Annotated in this window: 16 protein-coding genes; 3 read left to right on the forward strand and 13 right to left on the reverse strand. The window is 72.7% G+C overall.

Going from position 1 to position 18,236, the window contains the following annotated elements:
- Window positions 1–48 precede the first annotated feature (48 nt).
- Window positions 49–1,557: an APC family permease gene (locus tag ABZ464_RS27395; protein WP_359280623.1), complete on the forward strand. Its 1,509-nt coding sequence runs from the start codon at window positions 49–51 to the stop codon at window positions 1,555–1,557.
- A gap of 6 nt (window positions 1,558–1,563) precedes the next feature.
- Here the strand turns inward: ABZ464_RS27395 and ABZ464_RS27400 are convergent, their stop codons facing one another.
- On the reverse strand, window positions 1,564–2,049 hold the full coding sequence (locus ABZ464_RS27400; protein WP_359280625.1) for a MarR family transcriptional regulator: 486 nt from the start codon (window positions 2,047–2,049) through the stop codon (window positions 1,564–1,566).
- A gap of 74 nt (window positions 2,050–2,123) precedes the next feature.
- On the opposite strand from ABZ464_RS27400, the gene ABZ464_RS27405 reads away from it, so the two are divergent.
- Both ABZ464_RS27405 and ABZ464_RS27410 read left to right on the forward strand, forming a co-directional pair.
- Window positions 2,124–3,041 carry an ABC transporter ATP-binding protein gene (locus ABZ464_RS27405; RefSeq protein ID WP_359280627.1) on the forward strand — a complete coding sequence of 306 codons (918 nt, stop codon included), beginning with the start codon at window positions 2,124–2,126 and terminating at the stop codon, window positions 3,039–3,041.
- On the forward strand, window positions 3,038–4,606 hold the full coding sequence (locus ABZ464_RS27410; protein ID WP_359280628.1) for an ABC transporter permease: 1,569 nt from the start codon (window positions 3,038–3,040) through the stop codon (window positions 4,604–4,606). Before ABZ464_RS27405 ends, ABZ464_RS27410 begins: the two co-directional genes overlap by 4 nt.
- Before the next feature lie 40 nt (window positions 4,607–4,646).
- Here the strand turns inward: ABZ464_RS27410 and ABZ464_RS27415 are convergent, their stop codons facing one another.
- The 12 genes from ABZ464_RS27415 to ABZ464_RS27470 form a co-directional block, all read right to left on the reverse strand.
- Window positions 4,647–5,864 (reverse strand): cytochrome P450, encoded by a 1,218-nt coding sequence (locus ABZ464_RS27415; protein WP_359280630.1) that lies wholly within the window; start codon window positions 5,862–5,864, stop codon window positions 4,647–4,649.
- Window positions 5,865–5,922: 58 nt separating this feature from the next.
- Entirely contained in the window at window positions 5,923–6,621 is a 699-nt protein-coding gene (locus ABZ464_RS27420) for a leucine-rich repeat domain-containing protein (RefSeq protein WP_359280632.1), read from the reverse strand.
- 95 nt (window positions 6,622–6,716) lie between these two features.
- Window positions 6,717–8,057, reverse strand: coding sequence for a DUF3500 domain-containing protein (locus tag ABZ464_RS27425; RefSeq protein ID WP_359280633.1), 1,341 nt, complete (start codon window positions 8,055–8,057; stop codon window positions 6,717–6,719).
- Window positions 8,058–8,224: 167 nt separating this feature from the next.
- Window positions 8,225–9,772 carry an ATP-binding protein gene (locus ABZ464_RS27430; protein ID WP_359280634.1) on the reverse strand — a complete coding sequence of 516 codons (1,548 nt, stop codon included), beginning with the start codon at window positions 9,770–9,772 and terminating at the stop codon, window positions 8,225–8,227.
- The gene (locus tag ABZ464_RS27435; protein WP_359280635.1) at window positions 9,769–10,494 is read right to left on the reverse strand and encodes a response regulator transcription factor; all 726 of its coding nucleotides are present in this window, start codon (window positions 10,492–10,494) and stop codon (window positions 9,769–9,771) included. The genes ABZ464_RS27430 and ABZ464_RS27435 overlap by 4 nt, the downstream gene beginning before the upstream one ends.
- An 86-nt stretch (window positions 10,495–10,580) precedes the next feature.
- Entirely contained in the window at window positions 10,581–11,246 is a 666-nt protein-coding gene (locus ABZ464_RS27440; protein ID WP_359280636.1) for a response regulator transcription factor, read from the reverse strand.
- A complete protein-coding gene (locus tag ABZ464_RS27445; RefSeq protein ID WP_359280638.1) occupies window positions 11,243–12,595 on the reverse strand; it encodes a histidine kinase in 1,353 nt (450 codons plus the stop codon). The genes ABZ464_RS27440 and ABZ464_RS27445 overlap by 4 nt, the downstream gene beginning before the upstream one ends.
- Window positions 12,596–12,696: 101 nt before the next feature.
- Window positions 12,697–13,374: a response regulator transcription factor gene (locus tag ABZ464_RS27450; RefSeq protein WP_359280640.1), complete on the reverse strand. Its 678-nt coding sequence runs from the start codon at window positions 13,372–13,374 to the stop codon at window positions 12,697–12,699.
- A complete protein-coding gene (locus tag ABZ464_RS27455; protein WP_359280641.1) occupies window positions 13,371–14,813 on the reverse strand; it encodes a sensor histidine kinase in 1,443 nt (480 codons plus the stop codon). The genes ABZ464_RS27450 and ABZ464_RS27455 overlap by 4 nt, the downstream gene beginning before the upstream one ends.
- A 19-nt stretch (window positions 14,814–14,832) precedes the next feature.
- On the reverse strand, window positions 14,833–16,056 hold the full coding sequence (locus tag ABZ464_RS27460) for an acyltransferase (protein WP_359280643.1): 1,224 nt from the start codon (window positions 16,054–16,056) through the stop codon (window positions 14,833–14,835).
- Window positions 16,049–17,008, reverse strand: coding sequence for an alpha/beta hydrolase (locus ABZ464_RS27465; RefSeq protein ID WP_359280644.1), 960 nt, complete (start codon window positions 17,006–17,008; stop codon window positions 16,049–16,051). The genes ABZ464_RS27460 and ABZ464_RS27465 overlap by 8 nt, the downstream gene beginning before the upstream one ends.
- 211 nt (window positions 17,009–17,219) lie before the next feature.
- On the reverse strand, window positions 17,220–18,104 hold the full coding sequence (locus tag ABZ464_RS27470; protein ID WP_359280646.1) for an alpha/beta hydrolase: 885 nt from the start codon (window positions 18,102–18,104) through the stop codon (window positions 17,220–17,222).
- Window positions 18,105–18,236 lie beyond the last annotated feature (132 nt).

Genomic DNA, 18,236 nt, shown 5'->3' on the forward strand with positions numbered 1-18,236 from the left:
GTTCCGGTCCAGCACACCTAGGCACGACTTCAGGAGAGGGGCCACCCGATGGCAGTGGACGAGGGCGTCGCCCCGGCGGCGCAGACGAGTGACACGGGCACCGTTCACCGGCTCAAGCCCAACGCCGTGGGCCTGCTGGGCGTGGTCTTCATGGCCGTCGCGACAGCCGCGCCGATCACCGCGATGACGGGCAACGTGCCCTTCATGGTGTCCGCCGGGAACGGCATCGGCGCCCCGGCGAGCTATCTCGTCGCAATGGTCGTCCTGGCAATCTTTTCCGTCGGCTTCACCTCGATGGCGAAGCACATCACCTCCACAGGCGCCTTCTACGGCTTCATCTCCTACGGTCTCGGCCGCACGGTCGGCCTCGCCTCCGGGCTGCTCGCGACCTTCGCGTACGTCGTGTTCGAGCCGGCGCTGATCGGCATCTTCTCGACCTTCGCCACCACGACCCTGAAGGACCAGACGGGACTGCACATCCCGTGGTGGGCGTTCGCGGTCCTGATGCTCGCCATCAACGCGACCGGCACCTGGTTCGGCGTCTCGGTCGCCGAGAAGCTGCTGGTCGTGCTGCTGGCCACCGAGGTGACGATCCTCGCCGCGATGGCGGTCTCGGTCGCCCTGCACGGCGGCGGCCCCGACGGCTTCAGCGTCGACCCGGTCAACCCGGTGAACGCCTTCAAGGGCACCTCGGCCGGCCTCGGACTGTTCTTCGCCTTCTGGTCGTGGGTCGGCTTCGAGTCGACCGCGATGTACGGCGAGGAGTCCCGCAACCCGAAGAGGATCATCCCCAAGGCGACGATGATCTCCGTGCTCGGCGTCGGCGTCTTCTACGTCTTCGTCTCCTGGATGGCGATCACCGGCACGGGTGAGTCGCAGGCCGTGAAGGTCGCCACCGCCGACCCGCTGGCCCTGTTCTTCGGCCCCACCGAGCAGTACGTCGGCCACTGGGCTGTCGTCGTCATGCAGTGGCTGATGATCACCGGCTCGCTCGCCTGCGGCATGGCCTTCCACAACTGCGCCGCCCGCTACATGTACGCCCTGGGCCGGGAGGGCGTCCTGCCCTCGCTCCAGCGCACGGTGGGCCGCACCCACGCCCGGCACGGCTCCCCGCACATCGCGGGCCTCGTCCAGACGATCGTCTCGGCGGTCCTGATCGGCGCGTTCTGGGCCGCCGGCAAGGACCCGTACACCGGGACGTACGTCCTGCTCGCGATCCTCGGCACCATGGCGATCCTGGTCGTCCAGGCGGTGTGCTCGTTCGCCGTGCTGGTGTACTTCCGCTCCCACCACCCGGAGAGCCGGCACTGGTTCAAGACCTTCGCCGCCCCGCTGACCGGCGGGGTCGCCATGCTCGCGGTGGTGGCGCTGCTGGTGTCCAACATGAGCGTCGCGGCCGGTACGGAGTCGGGTTCCCTGGTGCTGAGGGCGACCCCGTGGCTGGTCGCCCTGATCGCGGCGGCGGGCATCGGCTACGCGCAGTACCTCAAGCGACGCTCACCCGAGCGCTACCTGCTGCTGGGCCGAACGGTCCTGGAGGAGACCAAGGAGCGCTGACCCCGGTCAGTCGCCGAAGCGCTGCTCGCGGTGGACCCGCCAGCGCTCCATCATCGCCGACAGCTCGCCCTCGATGAACTCGAAGAAGGCGAGCGTCTCGGCCATGCGCAGGCCGGCCGGTGTGTCGGGGCCGAGGCTCCCGACGCCCTCGCGCAGGGCGCCCTCCCAGCGCCTGATGACGGCGTCCCGGTTGGTCAGGGCCGCGTACCACTGGTCGCCGTGGACCCGGTAGCGCTCCCGGCGCGAGCCGGGCTCCCGCTCGCGGGCCACCATGTGCGCCTGGGAGAGGTAGCGCACGGCGCCGGAGACCCCGGCGGGGCTGATCCGCAGCTGTTCGGCGAGTTCGGCGGAGGACATCGCCCCCTCGTCGGAGGAGAGGAGCGCGGCGAAGACCCGGGCGGCCATGCGCTGCATCCCGGCCTCGACCAGCTGGGCCGCGAAGGTCTCCACGAACTTCGACACGGCCTCCGCGTCCCGGGGTGTTTCGCTCATGCGCCCCATCGTAACTTCATTTCACTCCCTTCCTTAACTTCACAAATTTCTGAAGGAAGCGTACGTTCAGAAGCATGACGAAGGCCATCACGGTGTCCGGACTCCACAAGTCCTTCGGCCGTACCCACGCGCTCGACGGCCTCGACCTGGAGGTCGAGCGGGGCGAGGTGCACGGCTTCCTCGGCCCCAACGGCGCCGGCAAGTCCACCGCCATCCGCGTCCTGCTCGGCCTGCTGCGCGCCGACTCCGGCGCCGCGCGGATCCTCGGCCGCGACCCGTGGTCGGACGCCGTCGAGGTGCACCGCCGGATCGCGTACGTCCCCGGGGACGTCACCCTCTGGCGCAACCTCTCCGGCGGCGAGGTCATCGACCTCTACGGCCGGCTGCGCGGAGGCCTGGACCCCGCCCGCCGCGCCGCCCTGACCGACCGCTTCGAGCTGGACCCCACCAAGAAGGGCCGGACCTACTCCAAGGGCAACCGGCAGAAGGTCGCCCTGGTCGCCGCGTTCGCCTCGGACGTCGACCTGCTCATCCTGGACGAGCCGACCTCGGGCCTGGACCCGCTGATGGAGGAGGTCTTCCAGCGCTGTGTGGAGGAGGAACGGGACCGGGGCCGGACGGTCCTGCTGTCGTCCCACATCCTCAGCGAGGTCGAGGAGCTGTGCGACCGGGTCAGCATCATCCGCAAGGGCCGCACGGTGGAGACCGGCTCGCTCGCCGACCTGCGCCATCTGACCCGCACCAGCGTGACGGCCGAACTCGCCGGGCCCCCGAACGGGTTGGCGCGTCTCCCGGGCGTCCACGACCTCGACGTCCAGGACAGGCGCGTACGCCTCCAGGTCGACACGGACAAACTCGACGCCGTCCTGCGGTCGCTGACGGACTCGGGCGTACGGTCGCTGACCTCGACCCCGCCGACCCTGGAGGAGCTCTTCCTGCGCCACTACCAGGAAGACCGGGGAGACACGGCCGACGAGGTGGCGGCCCGATGAGCACGCTCGCCCGCACCGGCGTCCTGACCCGCTTCGCGCTGCGCCGCGACCGGGTGCTGATCCCCGTCTGGGTGGCCGTGAACACCCTGATGGTGCTCACCATGCCGAACACCCTGAAGAGCCTGTACGGCACCCCCGCCGACCGGGCCGACCTGCTCCACCAGTTGGACACGAACGCCTCCCTGCGCGCGCTGATCGGCCCCGTCTTCGACGACTCCCTCGGCGCGCTCACCGCCTGGCGGGTCGGCGTGTACGCGGGCGCGCTCGCCGCCGTGACCAGCCTGCTGATCGTCGTACGGCACACCCGGGACGAGGAGGAGAGCGGCCGGCAGGAGCTGATCGCGTCCGGTGCGGTGGGCCGACGTGCCTCGCTGACGGCGGCGCTGCTCGCGGCGGGCGTCGCGAACGGCGTACTCGCCCTGCTGGTGACGGCGGGTCTGGCCGGGCAGGGGGCCGCCGGCGCGCTGGCCTTCGGGCTGGGGCTCGCGGCCGTGGGCATGGTCTTCGCGACGATGGCGGCGATCGTCGCCCAGCTCACCGAGAGCGCCCGGCTGGCCCGGGGCCTGACGGCGGCCGTGCTGGGCGCGGCCTTCGTCCTGCGGGCGGCGGGCGACTCGGCGAGGGACGACGGCTCCTCGGTGCTGACCTGGCTGTCCCCGCTGGGCTGGCTGGAGAACCTGCGGGCGTTCGCCGGCGAACGGTGGTGGGTGCTGGGCCTGTTCACGGGAGCGGTGGCGGTCCAGGCCGCCGTGGCCTACGGGCTGGCCGGCCGCCGGGACGTCGGCATGAGCTTCCTGCCGACCCGGCCGGGGCCCGCCGCCGGACGACTGGCCTCGGCGGGCGCGCTCGCCTGGCGCCTGCAGCGGGGCGGGGTGCTCGGCTGGAGCGTCGGCTTCTTCCTCGCCGGAGTCGTCTACGGCGGACTGACGGACGGCGCGGCCGACCTCGTCGCCGACAACGACAAGGCCCGCGAGATCTTCGAACGGATGGGCGGCCAGTCGGGCCTGACGGACGCCTTCCTCGCGGCGATGGTCGGCATGCTGGGCCTGATCGCCTCCCTGTACGTGGTCGCCTCGGTGCTGCGGCTGCACGGCGAGGAGACCTCGGGCCGGGCGGAACCGGTCCTGGCGAACGCGGTGGGCCGGCTGCGCTGGGCCGGCGGCCATCTGCTGATCGCCTTCGGCGGCTCGGCCCTGATCATGCTGCTCGCCGGGCTCGGTTTCGTCGTGGGCCACGGCAAGGAGGCGGGCCCCATCCTGGCCGCCTGCCTGGTGCAGCTCCCGGCGGTGTGGGTGATCGGCGGGCTCGCGGTCCTGCTGTACGGCACGGCCCCCCGGCTGGCGCCCGCCGCCTGGGGTGTGGCGGGCGCGGCCCTGCTCATCGGCTGGATCGGCCCGGCCCTGGACGCCCCCCGGTTCGTCCTGGACCTCTCCCCCTTCGGTCATCTGCCCAAGCTGCCCGGCGGGGAGATGGGCTGGGGGCCGGTGGGGGTACTGCTGCTCCTGGCGGGGGTGCTGGTGGCCGGGGGGCTCATGGGGCTGCGGCGGCGGGACATGACGACGTGAGACGCCGGTCCCACGGGGTGACGGCTCACACCGTGACAGCTCACACCGTGACGGCGAGCCCCTCCAGCCCCCGGATCACGAAGTTCGGCTTCCGCTTCGGCTCCTCGGCGAGGGCCAGTGTCGGGGCCTTCTCCAGGAGGGCCGTCATCGAGGCGGCCAGTTCGATCCGGGCCAGGGGCGCGCCGATGCAGTAGTGGATGCCGGCGGAGAACGAGATGTGCGGGTTCTCCGCGCGGGCGAGGTCCAGCCGCTCGGGGTGCGCGAACACCTCGGGGTCGTGGTTGGCGGACCCGAAGAGCAGGGCGACCTCGGCGCCCCTCGGGATCGTCGTCCCGTCGACCTCGATGTCGTCCAGCACCCACCGCTCGAACAGCTGGAGCGGGGTGTCGTACCGCATGAGCTCCTCGACGGCGGCGGGCACGAGCGAGTGGTCGGCGCGGAGCGCGGCGAGCTGCCCGGGGTTGCGGAAGAGGGCCGACCAGCCGTTGACGGTGGCGTTGACGGTCGCCTCGTGCCCGGCGTTGAGCAGCAGCACGGCGGTGGAGATCATCTCCTGCTCGGTGAGCCGGTCACCGTCGTCGTGCGCGGCGATGAGCCCGGATATGAGGTCGTCGCCGGGTTCCTCGCGGCGGGCGGCGATCAGCTCGCGCAGATAGGCGGAGAACTCCACGGAGGCCCGCACCGCCCTCGCGGCGGCGTCCTCGGACGGGTTGAGCTCGTACATCCCGCAGATGTCCGCCGACCAGGGCCGCAGCGGCGCGCGGTCGGCCTCCGGGATCCCGAGCATCTCGGCGATCACGGCGACGGGCAGCGGTTCGGCGACCTCGCTCAGCAGATCGCCCCCGCCCGCCTCCACAAGCCGGTCCACCAGTTCCCCGGCGAGCTGGGTGACGTACGGCTTGAGCTGCTCGACCGTGCGCGGCGTGAACGCCTTCGACACCAGCCGCCGGATCCGGGTGTGGTCCGGCGGTTCCAGGTCCAGCATCCCGTGGTCGTTGAGGGTGTGGAACGGCTCGTGCTCGGCCGGGGGCGCCGTCCGCCCGAAGTCCTCGTGCGTGAACCGGTGCTGATACGTCCGCCCCAGCCGCCGGTCCCGCAGCAGCGCCGACACGTCCGCGTGATGCGGTACGAGCCACTGGTCGGTCGGCGCGTAGTGGATCACCCGCCCCCGCTCCCGCAGCTCTGCGTAGGCGGGGTAGGGGTCGGCGAGGAACGCCGGGTCCCACGGGTCGAAACGAAGGTCGTCAGCTGCTGCCATGCACGGACGCTAACCGCTGACCGGGCAGCTGACCAGGGGGGTCTCGCTCCGCTGCGGGTCAGCGGGCGGGGGGCTGCGCCACGCCCGGCCCGCCCCGGTGGACCGTGGGGACGTGGTGGGCGGCCGGAGCGGGAAGCGCGTCGACGCACGTCTGCGAGCAGGCGTTGACCAGGAGGGGAAGGACGTCCGTGGCGACGCCGAGGGAGATCCAGACCTGCCGGGGGCCCGTCGGGGGCAGCGGGCCGGCGCAGACACTGCACTCCTGGCCGGCCGGGACCGGTGCGGGCAGCGAGGGGAACGGCATCCGGTTCTTGAAGTTGCCGTACAGGGCGCGCGTGCTGACCGTGCTGCCGCGCAACTTGCGGCAGCGGGTCAGTTCGTACGGGAACCAGTGCAGCCGGTAGGAGGTGTACGGGGTGAACACCTCCAGGTTCTCCATCGCGCCGATCTCCGGCGGGATCCGGACGAGGCTGCTGCCGTAGAGCATCAGGTGCCGTACGGCCGTCAGCCGGGCGATGCCCGGCGGGAGGGTGACGATCTGCTGCCGTTCCGCCGGGGGCATCTCCCGCAGCGGCGCGAACTCCTCACGGCCGTCGGCGGCCGCCTCCTCGACCAGGTCCAACAGCCGCAGCCAGCCCGGCGCGGAGGTGTCCTGCTCCTCGATGTGGATCCGGGTCGCGGCCGGCGGCGGCACGTCCGTCCGCGCCCACGCGCACCCGCACCACTGCCGCGCCCGCTCTTCCCCGCCCTCGGTCATGCCGCACAACCTATCGAGCGGCGGGGGCCGGGACCATGAGAAAAACCGGGCCGGGATGATGACGGGAGCCCGGCCCGGTGGTCATGCGGGAGAGGTCACCGGTGGTGCGGCGACGTCAGGTAGTGCTGGCGGAGCAGTTCCTTGCCGTAGTCGTTGCCGTTGGGCGTGCGGATGATCGAGTGGACGTGCTTCTGGGTGGCGCCGCTGCCCTGGGTGGCGCCGTACGCCCCCGCGAGCGGACCGGGGGCCTGGCAGTCGACCTCGATCCAGACGACGGGGCTGTGGACGCGGACGTAGAAGGCGTCGTCGTCGCCGGTGCCGCCGGCCCAGGTGACATAGGTGTCGTCGAGGTGCTTGCGGATCTCCGTCATGCGCACCTTCGCGGCATCGGCCTTGGCGCGGCCCACGAACGCCTCGGCGATGCCGAGCAGCTTCTTCTTCTGGGCGGCGGTCAGGGCGTTGCCCCGGATGCCGGTGTACGCCTGGACGGTGTTGTCGGAGAACGCCCCCGCCTTCATCGACTCGTTCGACTTGGTCGTCGACTCGATGGCGACGGCCTGCTGGGCCGTGGTGAGGGTGTTGATGAACGCGAGCGAGGCCACGACCTCCTCGTGGCAGACGGTCACCGTCTCGCCGTCGATCTCCATCGAGGTCGGCTCCGAACCCCAGAAACAGGGGCTCATGACGACCTGGTCGCCGAGCACGAAGTAGTTGATCACCAGGTGGTGGCCGTCGAACTGGAAGCCCCAGGGCTCGCTGTCCGACGGGGTGCCCATCACGGTCCAGTAGTAGGCGTCCTCGTTGAAGGAGTTGGTGTTGCCGATCGCCTCGCCGGCCGCCTGGTTGATCTTCCGGATCTTCTCCGTCGTCTCCAGACCGTCCGCGCTCAGGGCCGCCTTCAGCAGGGCCGTGCCCAGGGCCTTCTGGTCGTCGCTCAGATCGGCGAGGGAGACACCCTGGCGCTCGTAGGAGTCGATGTTGCTCCACAGCCGCCACTCGGTGGAGTGGATCGTGAACTGCGTCGAGGTCTTCTGGGTGTCGGTCAGGCCGGCCAGGAAGGCGTTCGCCGCGGAGATCACCGGGGCGGTGGCCACCTTGGTGGAGTGGATCGTGAACAGGTCGTCGATCCGGTTGCCGTCGGTGGTGAGACCGAAGAAGTCCTCGGTGATCGACTGGTTGCCGGGGCCGCCGGCGCCACCGCCCGGGCCACCGCTGGGCGCCCCGCTCGGGGCGGCGGAGGCGTCGGCGGTCGGGGTGGCGGTGGCGTCGTCGGCCATCGCGGCCCACGCTCCGGCGCCGCCCATGGTCGCGACGGCCGTGGCGCCGGACGCGAAGAACACCTTGCGCATGAAGTTGCGGCGGCTCGCGTGAGCACGGCCGCCGGTTTCGGACTGCGGCTCGGGGGCCGTCGGCTCACCGGTGTCGAGCTCGGTCATCGTCCCTGATCCTCTTCGTCATGAGCCCGTCCCCGCTGGACCGGCGGCCTGCCGAAGACTCTGGAGCAGCCAACTTAGCCAGGCCTTAAGCACCGGGGACAAGCCCGTCGAATAGGACCTGCGGGAGGTGACGGGACAGGACCTGACCTGGGGTTCTGTGAGAGTCCTTAGACTCCGGGCAGGGGGCTGGGCGAGGGTCCGGGAGAGGGTCCGATCGGCAGCGTCACCGAGAACTCGGTGCGGCCCGGCTCGCTCACCACCTCGAGCCGGCCGCCGTGCGCCTCGGTGATCGCCGCGGCGATGGCCAGCCCCAGCCCGGAACCGCCCTCCGAACCGGCCGCCCGGGAGCGCGAGGCGTCGGCGCGGGTGAAGCGCTCGAAGACGGTGGGGAGGAGGTCGGCCGGGATGCCGGGGCCGTCGTCCCGGACCCGGACGACACAGTGCGGCCCCTGCGGCCCTGCCTCCGTCGCCTCCGTCGCCTCCGTCGCCTCCGTCGCCTCCACGATCACCGTGATCTTCGTGCCCGCCGGTGTGTGCACCCGGGCGTTGGCCAGCAGGTTGGCGATCACCTGGTGCAGCCGGGACGGATCGGCGACGACCGTCACCGGGGTGTCCACCCGCAGCGCGAGCTGCCAGTCGTGGTCGCCGCCCGCGGCCTGCGCGTCCCACACCGCCTCGGCCACCAGCGTCGCGATGTTCACCTCGGCCCGCCTGAGCGGCCGCCCCTCGTCGAGCCGGGCGAGCAGCAGCAGATCCTCGACGAGGTCGGTCATCCGCGCCGACTGCGCCGAGACCCGGTGCCAGGCGAGCTCCGGCTCGATGGTCGTGCTGCCGCCGTTCATGAACTCGGCGTAGCCCGCGATCGAGGCGAGCGGTGTGCGCAGCTCATGGCTGGCGTCGGTGAGGAACCGGCGCATGCGCTGCTCGGTGCGCTGGCGTTCGGCCAGCGAGGCCTCGACATGGTCGATCAGCCGGTTGAGCACGGCACCCACCTGGCCGGCCTCGGTGCCGGGGTCGGTGTCCCGGCCGGCGACCCGGGCGAGGTCCGCGACCTCCCCGCGGTTCAACGGCACCCGGGCCACCTCGGCGGCGGTGGCCGCCACCCGGCCGAGCGGACGCAGCTGGCGCCGGATGACCACCGCGCAGGCACAGGCCGCGGCCGCCAGACCGACCCCCGCGATCACCGCCTCCAGCACCACCAGCCGGTCGATCACCTGCTGGATCCCGTCCATCGGCAGCCCGGCCAGGACGGGGACCCCGTCGCCGCCGAGCGCGGTCACCCGGTAGGTGCCCAGACCGGGGATCGTGCGGGTGTGCAGCGAACCGTCCGGGGTGATCCCCTTCAGCGCGGCCCGCTGGGCCGCACCGAGCACGTCCTGCCTGCCGTCCTCGGTCACCACCTCGGCTGCGTTGATCTTCCCGTCGGCGAACCGCGCCGCCAGGGTGCCGGTCGGCTGCCCCCGCTCGTTGAGGAACCCCAGGTCCGTCGCCCCGCCCGGCCGGCGCTGCAACCCGCCCTGGCTGCGCTCCGCCGCGTTCGTGACCCGCTGGTCCAGGTCCCCCAGCAGATACACGCGCTGTACGTACACGGTGGTGAGCGCCATCGCCGCGCACACCACCGCCAGCGTCACGGACACGAACAGCACCAGCCGGACCCTGAGCGAGCGCCAGCCCGGACGGGCCCCGGCGCCCGCCTCCCGCCTGAAGGGCCTCATGCCCCGTCGTCCGCGGCCCGGATCGCGTATCCGACCCCGCGGACCGTGCGGATCATCGGGACCCGCCCCTTGTCGATCTTCGCCCGCAGGCCGTGGATGTAGACCTCGACCAGGTTCCCCTCGCCGTCGAACGACGCGTTCCACACATGGTCCAGGATCTGCGCCTTGCTCAGCACCTGATGGGGGTGGCTCATGAGGAACAGCAGCAGATCGAACTCCTTGGTCGTCAGCGCGATCGGCGTCCCGCGGCGCTGCACCTCACGGGTCCGCTCGGCCAGCACCAGATCCCCCAGCGTCCGCACCGACCCGTCGGGCGCCTCGTGGGGCAGCCCGGCCCGGCGCAACAGCCCGCGCAGCCGCAGCATGACCTCCTCCAGCGAGAACGGCTTGGTGATGTAGTCGTCCGCGCCGGACGACAGCCCGTCCAGCCGGTGCTCCAGCGCGTCCCGGGCGGTGAGCATCAGCACCGGCAGCCGCGGGTTCTCGCTCCTGAGCCGCCGCAGCACCTGGATCCCGTCCAGGTCCGGCAGCATCCCGTCGAGGACGACGACATGCGGGGCGCAGTCCCGCGCCAGCCGCAGCGCGCCGCGCCCGTCGCCCGCCGCGAAGGGCCGCCAGCCCGCCTCCGTCACGGCCGCGGACAGCAGCTCGGTGAGCTCGGGCTCGTCGTCGACGATCAGTACCCGCACCGCGCCGCCACGCGTCTCGGAAGCGCCGGACATGCGTTGCCCTTCTCTCGGTCGGTCGACCCGGGTCATCGTAACGAGCGATCCCGTGCGTCCTCCGGGACGAGCACCCGGCCCCCGCCTCAGCCCGGCGTCACCAGCCTCGCCTCGTACGCGAACACCGCCGCCTGGGTCCGGTCCCGCAGCCCCAGCTTGACCAGGATCCTGCTCACATGGGTCTTGATGGTGGACTCCGCGACCACCAGCCGGCCGGCTATCTCGACGTTGGACAGGCCCTGTGCGATCAGGACCAGGACCTCCGTCTCCCGCTCGGTCAGATCGCCGTAGGCGGCCTGGGCGGCGCGGGGCAGCGCGGGGCCGCTCGACAGCTTCGAGAACTCGGTGATCAGCCGCCGGGTGACGGAGGGCGCGAGCAGCGCCTCGCCGGCCGCCACCACCCGGACCCCGTCGGCCAGCTGGCGGGCCGAGGCGTCCTTGAGGAGGAAGCCGGAGGCTCCCGCGCGCAGGGCCTGGTACACGTACTCGTCGAGGTCGAAGGTGGTCAGCACCAGGACCTTCGCCGTGCCGTCCGCCGCCACGATCTCCCGGGTCGCCTCGATGCCGTTCAGCTCGGGCATCCGGATGTCCATCAGGACCACGTCGGGGGACAGTTCACGGACCCGGTCCACCGCCTCCCGGCCGTTGACCGCCTCGCCGACGACCTCGATGTCCGGCATCGCGTTCAGCAGGACCGAGAAGCCCTCGCGCACCATCATCTGGTCGTCCGCTATCAGTACCCGGATCGTCATGCTCCACTCTCGCTCGCTGCCGGTACGGGAAGGAACACCGTCACCTCGTAGCCCCCGGCCGGCGTCGGCTCCGCCGTCATCTCACCGTTCAGCATGGTCACCCTCTCGCGCATCCCGGTGATGCCGTGCCCCGCGCCGGGCGAGGGCTTGATCAGGGCGGGGTTCGGCGGCGGGTCGTTGACTATGCGCAGCCCCAGTCCGCCCAGGACGTAGCCGATCTCCACCCGGGCGCCCGCCCCGGGGGCGTGCCGCAGGGTGTTGCTCAGGGCCTCCTGGACGATGCGGTACGCCGACAGCTCCACGCCTTGCGGGAGTTCGCGGGCCGCGCCCGTGACCACCTTCTCGACGTCCAGGCCCGTCTCCCGCACGTTGGCGAGGAGCGCCTCCAGGTCGGCGAGGGTGGGCTGGGGGGCGTCCGGCGCCTCGTAGTCCTCGGCGCGGACCACGCCCAGCACCCGGCGCAGCTCGGTGAGGGCCGCCACCGCGTTCTCCCGGATGGTGACGAAGGCCTTCTCCAGCTCCTCCGGCGGGTTCTCCACCCGGTAGGGGGCGGCCTCCGCCTGGATGGCTACCACCGACATGTGGTGGGCGACCACGTCGTGCAGCTCGCGGGCGATCGTGGTGCGCTCCTCCAGGAGGGTGCGCCGGGAGCGCTCGTGGGCGGTCACGGTCTGCTGGGCCGTCACCTCCTGCTCGGCCTGCCGGCGTATGTGCCGGACGGTGACGCCGAGCAGGATCAGGGCGGAGGTGACCAGCATGGGGCCGACGTTCGTGGCGTAGTGGCCCCAGCCGAAGACGGTCTCGGCGAGGAAGCCGTAGGCCGCCGTGAACAGCCACATCCAGGCCGCCGTGCGCGGGCGGGTGCGGACCGCGACGACCGTCAGCACCACCAGGTGGGAGATGAAACTGGGCGGCAGCCAGGGCCAGTTGCCGTAGCTCTCCCCGAGCAGGGCGACCACCGTGGTCGAGACGAGCGACGCCCAGAACGCGGCGCCCGGCCGGACCAGCGTCAGGAGCACAGGCGCGAGGACCAGCAGGCCGCTCAGCACGGACACCGAGTCGCCTCCGGCGGGCATCACGGAGGACAGCACCGCGATCGCGCCGGCCGCCCCGACCAGGATGTGCCGCGAGTAGGTCGCGTACTCCCGCCTGCGGCCCCGCAGTCCCCGGGTGAAGCGGCCCGTGGGCTCCTTCGGGGGCAGCGGGCGATAGACCAGCGCGTCGTCGAACAGGTCTTTCCTCATCCCGCGCAGGGCGTCCATGGCCGCCCGGACCTCCGGGCTCTTCGGCTGATAGGCGCCGTGCGGGTCGTCCTGGGGCGGCAGGTGCGTCTGCGTCGTCTCGGTCACGTTCAAAACGGTAGGCGGGACGAGGGGTCGCGGTCGTCACCATGGAGGGGGGTTCCGGCGGATCCCTCTCAAGTACTACGGGTCCGTCAGGGACTCCGGCTTCAGTACCCGGAGGGCCGCACCAGCCCCGACTCGTAGGCGAACACCGCCGCCTGGGTGCGGTCCCGCAGACCCAGTTTCACCAGGATGCGGCCCACGTGCGTCTTCACGGTCTGCTCGGCGACGACGAGGTGGCGGGCGATCTCCGCGTTGGACAGGCCCTGCGCGATCAGGGCGAGCACCTCCGTCTCGCGTTCGGTGAGATCGCCGACGCGCTCCTTCAGCGGGGTTCTCGGGGTGCCGTTCAGCCGGGAGAACTCGGCGATCAGCTTGCGGGTGATGCCGGGCGCGAGCAGGGCGTCGCCGGCCGCCACGACCCGGACGGCCTCCGCGAGCTGGTCCGCCGAGGCGTCCTTCAGCAGAAAGCCGGACGCCCCGGCGCGCAGCGCCTCGTACACGTAGTCGTCGAGGTCGAAGGTGGTGAGCACCAGCACCTTGACGGCGGGGTACGTGAGGGTGATGCGGCGGGTGGCCTCGACACCGCCGAGCTCCGGCATCCGGATGTCCATCAGGACGACGTCCGGGACGAGTTCGGCGACCTGGGCGACGGCGTCCAGGCCGTTCACCGCCTGCCCGATCACCTCGATGCCGGGGTGGGTGTTGAGCAGCACGGTGAAGCCCTGCCGGACCATCTGCTGGTCGTCGGCGATCAGTACGCGGATGGTGCCGCCGCTCGTCATCGTCTCTCTTCTCCTGTCGGGGACGGGTCGTCCGGGAAGACGAGTTCCAGGTCCTCCGGGGTCCCGGGATCCCGCTCGGGGAGCGCGACGCCGTCCCTCGGGAGGAACGCCACGACCGAGAACCCGCCGTGCAGTGTCGGATGGGCCACGACATGGCCGCCGAGCATCGCCGCCCGCTCCCGCATGCCGAGCAGACCGTGCCCCGCGCCCGGCGAGGGCCGTACGGGGCCGCTCGGGCGGCTGTTCGTGACCTCCAGTGACAGGCCCCGGGTCTCGTGGGCGACCTGCACCCGGACATGGGAACCCGGCGCGTGCCGCAGGGCGTTGCTCAGCGCCTCCTGGACTATCCGGTACGCCGACAGCTGCACGCCCGGCGAGTAGGCGGGCGGCTCGCCGTCGACGGTGGCGGTGACGTCCAGCCCGGCCGCCCGGGTGTTCGCCAGGAGGGCGTCCAGGCGGTCGAGCGTGGGCTGCGGGGTGTCCGGGGCGCTGCCGGTGCCGGCCGCGCCGAGGCCGTAGGGGTCCTCGGGGTTCTCCGAACGCAGCACGCCGAGCACCCGGCGCAGTTCGGTGAGCGCCTCCAGCGCGTTCTGCCGGATGCCGGCGAGGTTCTCCTTGAGTTCCTCGGACGGGTTCTCCACCAGGTGCGGGGCCACCTGGGCCTGGATGGAGATGACCGACATGTGGTGGGCGACCACGTCGTGCAGCTCGCGCGCGATGCGGTTGCGTTCCTCGAGGAGGGTGCGGCGGGCGCGTTCCTCGGCGGTGATACCGGTCTGCTCGACGAGTTGGGTGCGGGCCACGCGGCGGCCGCGCAGTGCGGTGCCGACGAGGACGACGACGGTGAACAGGGTCAGCGCCAGCGGGCCGGTCGGTGTGTAGCTCACGCCGCCGAGCACCCCCTGGACGAGGTAGGTGGCCAGGGCCGTCAGGGTCAGTGCCCCGACGGCGGCTCTGGTGGGCACCCGGAGCGCGAGCAGCAGCAGCACCAGGCAGTGCGCGACCAGACCGGGCGGGCCCCACGGCCAGCCGGGGAGGTCCGGGACGGGTTCCGGACGGGGCGAACCCAACGGCCATTGCCGGGCGTCGAAGTGGAGGTCGGCGAGCATCTCGCCCCGGGCGCCGAGCGCGGCCACCACCGTGACGACGAGGGACAGCCACCAGGCCGGCACCGGCCGCCACAGCGCCAGCACCACCGCCGCTCCCTCCAGCAGCGCGCACACCGTGCCGTACAGCACGCCGAGCTGGTAGCGGTCGATCATCTGGTCGAGGTCGGCGACCGTGGTGCCGAACGCGACCAGCCAGACCAGTCCGTGCGGCAGCCAGCGCAGCCAGACGGAGGCCGGAAGCGGGTCCGCCCGGGTCGTCCACAGGTCGTCACGCAGCGTCCGCAGACCGCGGATCACCCACTTCTGCACCCTGGTCGGCAACCTCTCCACCCCGTTCGTCCGCACCACCCTAGACACGGCGGGCTTCGCGCAGGGCCGAAGGCTCCGGCAGCCCTCCGACCCGCACCACACGCGTCCGCCCCCGGTCGGGTGCGCGCCCGCGCCCGCGCCGCCCGCCGGCGGCCTCGAAGCCGTGGAACGCCGCCCAGCACACCCCCAGCACCAGGGCGAACACCGGCAGCCACAGCAGCCGGGCCGCGACCCAGTCCAGGCCGTCGGGCCGGGTGTGCAGACCGGGGAGGCGGCCGGCCAGGAGGCCCGTCGCGGTGGTCGCCATCATCGCCGTCTGATGCCACAGGAACACCGTCATCGCGGAGAGGTTGACCAGCGCGACCGCCGCCCACGCCACCGGACGCTCCATGACGCGGCGCAGTCGCTCGCGCAGCAGCAGGGCCAGTCCGCACTGGGCGAGGCCGAAGGTGACGGCGGCCAGTGTCGGCGGGTTGAGGTTGGAGACCGCCGCGCCGGGCACGCCGACCATCGACGCCGGGTAGCCGGCGAAGCCCACCAGGACCGCCGTCGCCGCGGCGCCCCCGACGAACAGGGTCCAGCCCGCGCGCGGGCGCTCCAGCTCGCCCCGGGACCAGGCGGCGCCCAGGGTGAACGGGACCAGCCAGCCGGCCGCCAGGTTCACCCAGCCGAGCCAGGACGGGCCGCCCAGGCCGAACCGCACCAGGTCCACATGGAGGACGACCGCGAGCGGCCACAGCGGGCTGAGCCGGGCCAGCAGCGGCGTCGCGGCCGTCAGCGCGGCGAACACCAGCAGGAACCACAGCGGGGACAGCGCCAGCTTCACCACGGTGTGCACGGTGACGAACGAGGCGCCGCCCAGCAGCAGGCCCACCGTGGCCACCGCCCACACCGCCAGTACGGCCGAGACCGGCAGGAACAGCCGGGACAGACGCGCCCGCAGCCAGGTCCGGTAGGCGGTGCCCCGGGCGCGGGCCGAGGCGAGGCCCCGGGTCGCCACATGGCCGCCCACCATGAAGAACACCGCGAGCGTCTGGAACACCCAGGAGACGGGCGCGAGCCAGGGCAGGGTGCCGAGCGGGCTCGCCGCACGCAGGGTGTCGCCGTCGGCGACCAGGGCGGTCACCAGCCAGTGGCCGAGGACCACACCGAGGATGGCCAGCGCCCGCAGGGCGTCGACGGCACGGTCGCGGTGCGGGGGTGTGCCGTCGTGGATCCGGGCGGCAGCACGCCGTATGCCCGAGGTCGCGCGGATGTCAGACACGGGTCACCTCCGTCGTCTCGCCGAGCACGATCCGGGCGAGGTTGGCCAGGGAGGCCGAGCCCGGGGAGAAGTAGTCGCTGTGGCCGCCGTCGCCGGCGGTGAAGACGCGGGCGCCGAAGGCCGGGGAGACCGGGTCGGTGCCGAAGCCGACCGTCGTGCCGAACAGGTCGGCGCTGACATGCGGGACGTTCGCCACCCAGTCGTCGGCGCCCCGGGCCGCCCAGACCCGCGCGCGGGTGTGGAGGCCGGCCGCGGTGTCCGCGCCGGTGCCGGGGCTGCCGAGCAGGACGATGTCGTCCACGTCGAGGCGGGCGGCGGAACGGCCGCACACGACCGAGCCGTACGAGTGACACAGGAGGGAGACGTGGGCGTCCGGGCCGGTGACGGCGCGCAGTTCGCGCAGGAACTCCCGCAGCCGGGGGGCGGCTTCCTCGGCGCGGGTCGGGGTGAGGACCGTCGTGCTGACCGTGGCCGGGGTGGTGTAGCCGAGCCAGGCCACCACCGCCGTACGGCTGCCGCCGCGCTCGTGGGAGAGCCGCTCGTGCAGTGCGGACGCGCCCGCGCGGAAGCGGCCGTAGGTGTCCAGGGTGGTGTCGGAGCCCGGTATCAGGACCGCGATCCGGTCGGCGTGGGCGAGGTCCCCGAACACCTCGGTGGCCCGGCCCTCGCCCCGGCCGTCGAAGGCGAGCAGTGTGCGCGAGGGGGCGGCCATGTCCCGGTCGGCCGCAGCGCGGTGGCTGTCGCCGTGGGCCTCGGCCATCTGCGACGCGAGGACGGCGTTGGCCCGGTTCGCGGCGTACGTCTCGTCGAGGGTCGCCGCCGTCAGCGGGGCGAGGTGTGCCGGAGCCGGCGCGGGAATACCGGGCCGGGCCGCCGCGGTGAGCGGAACGACCACGGCGGCGGTGACCAGAACGGCCGACAGCACCCGCAGCCGACGCCGCCCGCGCCCCACTGCCCGCTCACGCGGCCGTGCACTCCCCGCACTCCGTCGCCCCCACCCGCGCATACCCGAGTCCCGCCCTCCGCGCCCGTCGGCCCGTCATCGGGCCGTCCAGGCTTGGAAGTTACGGATCGGCGCGCGTCGTCCGCGTCCCGCTGAGGAGCTGTCCTCCGCCGTAGCTCTCAAGTACTACGGGTACGACAGGTACGCCCCCTCGGGCGCCTCACCAGGCCAGTTGCGCGATCTCCTCCGCCACCACAGCACACGCGTCCGCCACCGGATCGATCAGCGGGAAGTGGCCCACGTCCTCCAGCAGGGTCAGCCCCACCACCTCGCCCGCCTTGGCCGCCGCGTCCGCGTACGCCTCGGCGACCGGCTCGGGTACGACCAGGTCCGTGCGGCCCTGGACCAGGGCCGTCGCGATGCCGGTCGGCAGCAGGAGGGCCGGGTCGGCGTACGGCAGGCGCTCGGTGAACAGCTCCTCGCCGCCGAGGAGTTGCCGTGCGGCGCCCCCGCACACGTCCAGCTTCTCGGCGACCGTGAAGTCCGCGATCGGGGCGAGCGCGACGACCCCGCGCAGTGCGGCGGGACCGGCGGTGCGCCAGCCGGAGTCGGCGGGCAGCACATGCCGGGCCGCGGCCCAGAGCGCGAGGTGGCCGCCCGCGGAGTGGCCGGTGAGCACGGTCCGGCGGGCGTCGGCCTGCGGCAGCACCCGCCCGACGAGCGCGGGGAGCGCGTCGAGGGCCGCGGCGACGTCGTCGAAGGTGTCGGGCCAGCGCCCCGCGACCGGGGGCGTCCCGGCACCGGCCGGCCCCTCCGCGCCCCGCCGGTACTCCACGTTGGCCACGGCGAACCCGCGGCGCGCCAGGAAGTCGGCGAACGGCGTGATGTGCCGCCGGTCGTACGGCGCGCGCCACGCACCTCCGTGCAGCACCACGACCAGGGGCACGGAGCCGCCCGGACCGGCCTCGCCCTTCGGGGCGTAGAAGTCGATCACCTGGTCGGGGTGGTCGCCGTACGCGGCGGTGGCGTCGGGGTCGACGGGCGGGTGCGAGAAGGCCGACTTCTCCTCGGCAACGGCCCGGGCAGCGACGACGTCGTCCGGCATGCTCCAACCTCTCAGCGACGAAACGGTTTTGGACGGTACGGGATGGCGGACCAGGTGAGAATTTCGGCCGTTGGCGGGGACGGTATCAGGCCCGTGACGTGCGCGGACACACGGATGTCACGCTCGGTGAGG

Source organism: Streptomyces sp. NPDC005820 (assembly GCF_040630255.1).
Lineage (GTDB): Bacteria > Actinomycetota > Actinomycetes > Streptomycetales > Streptomycetaceae > Streptomyces.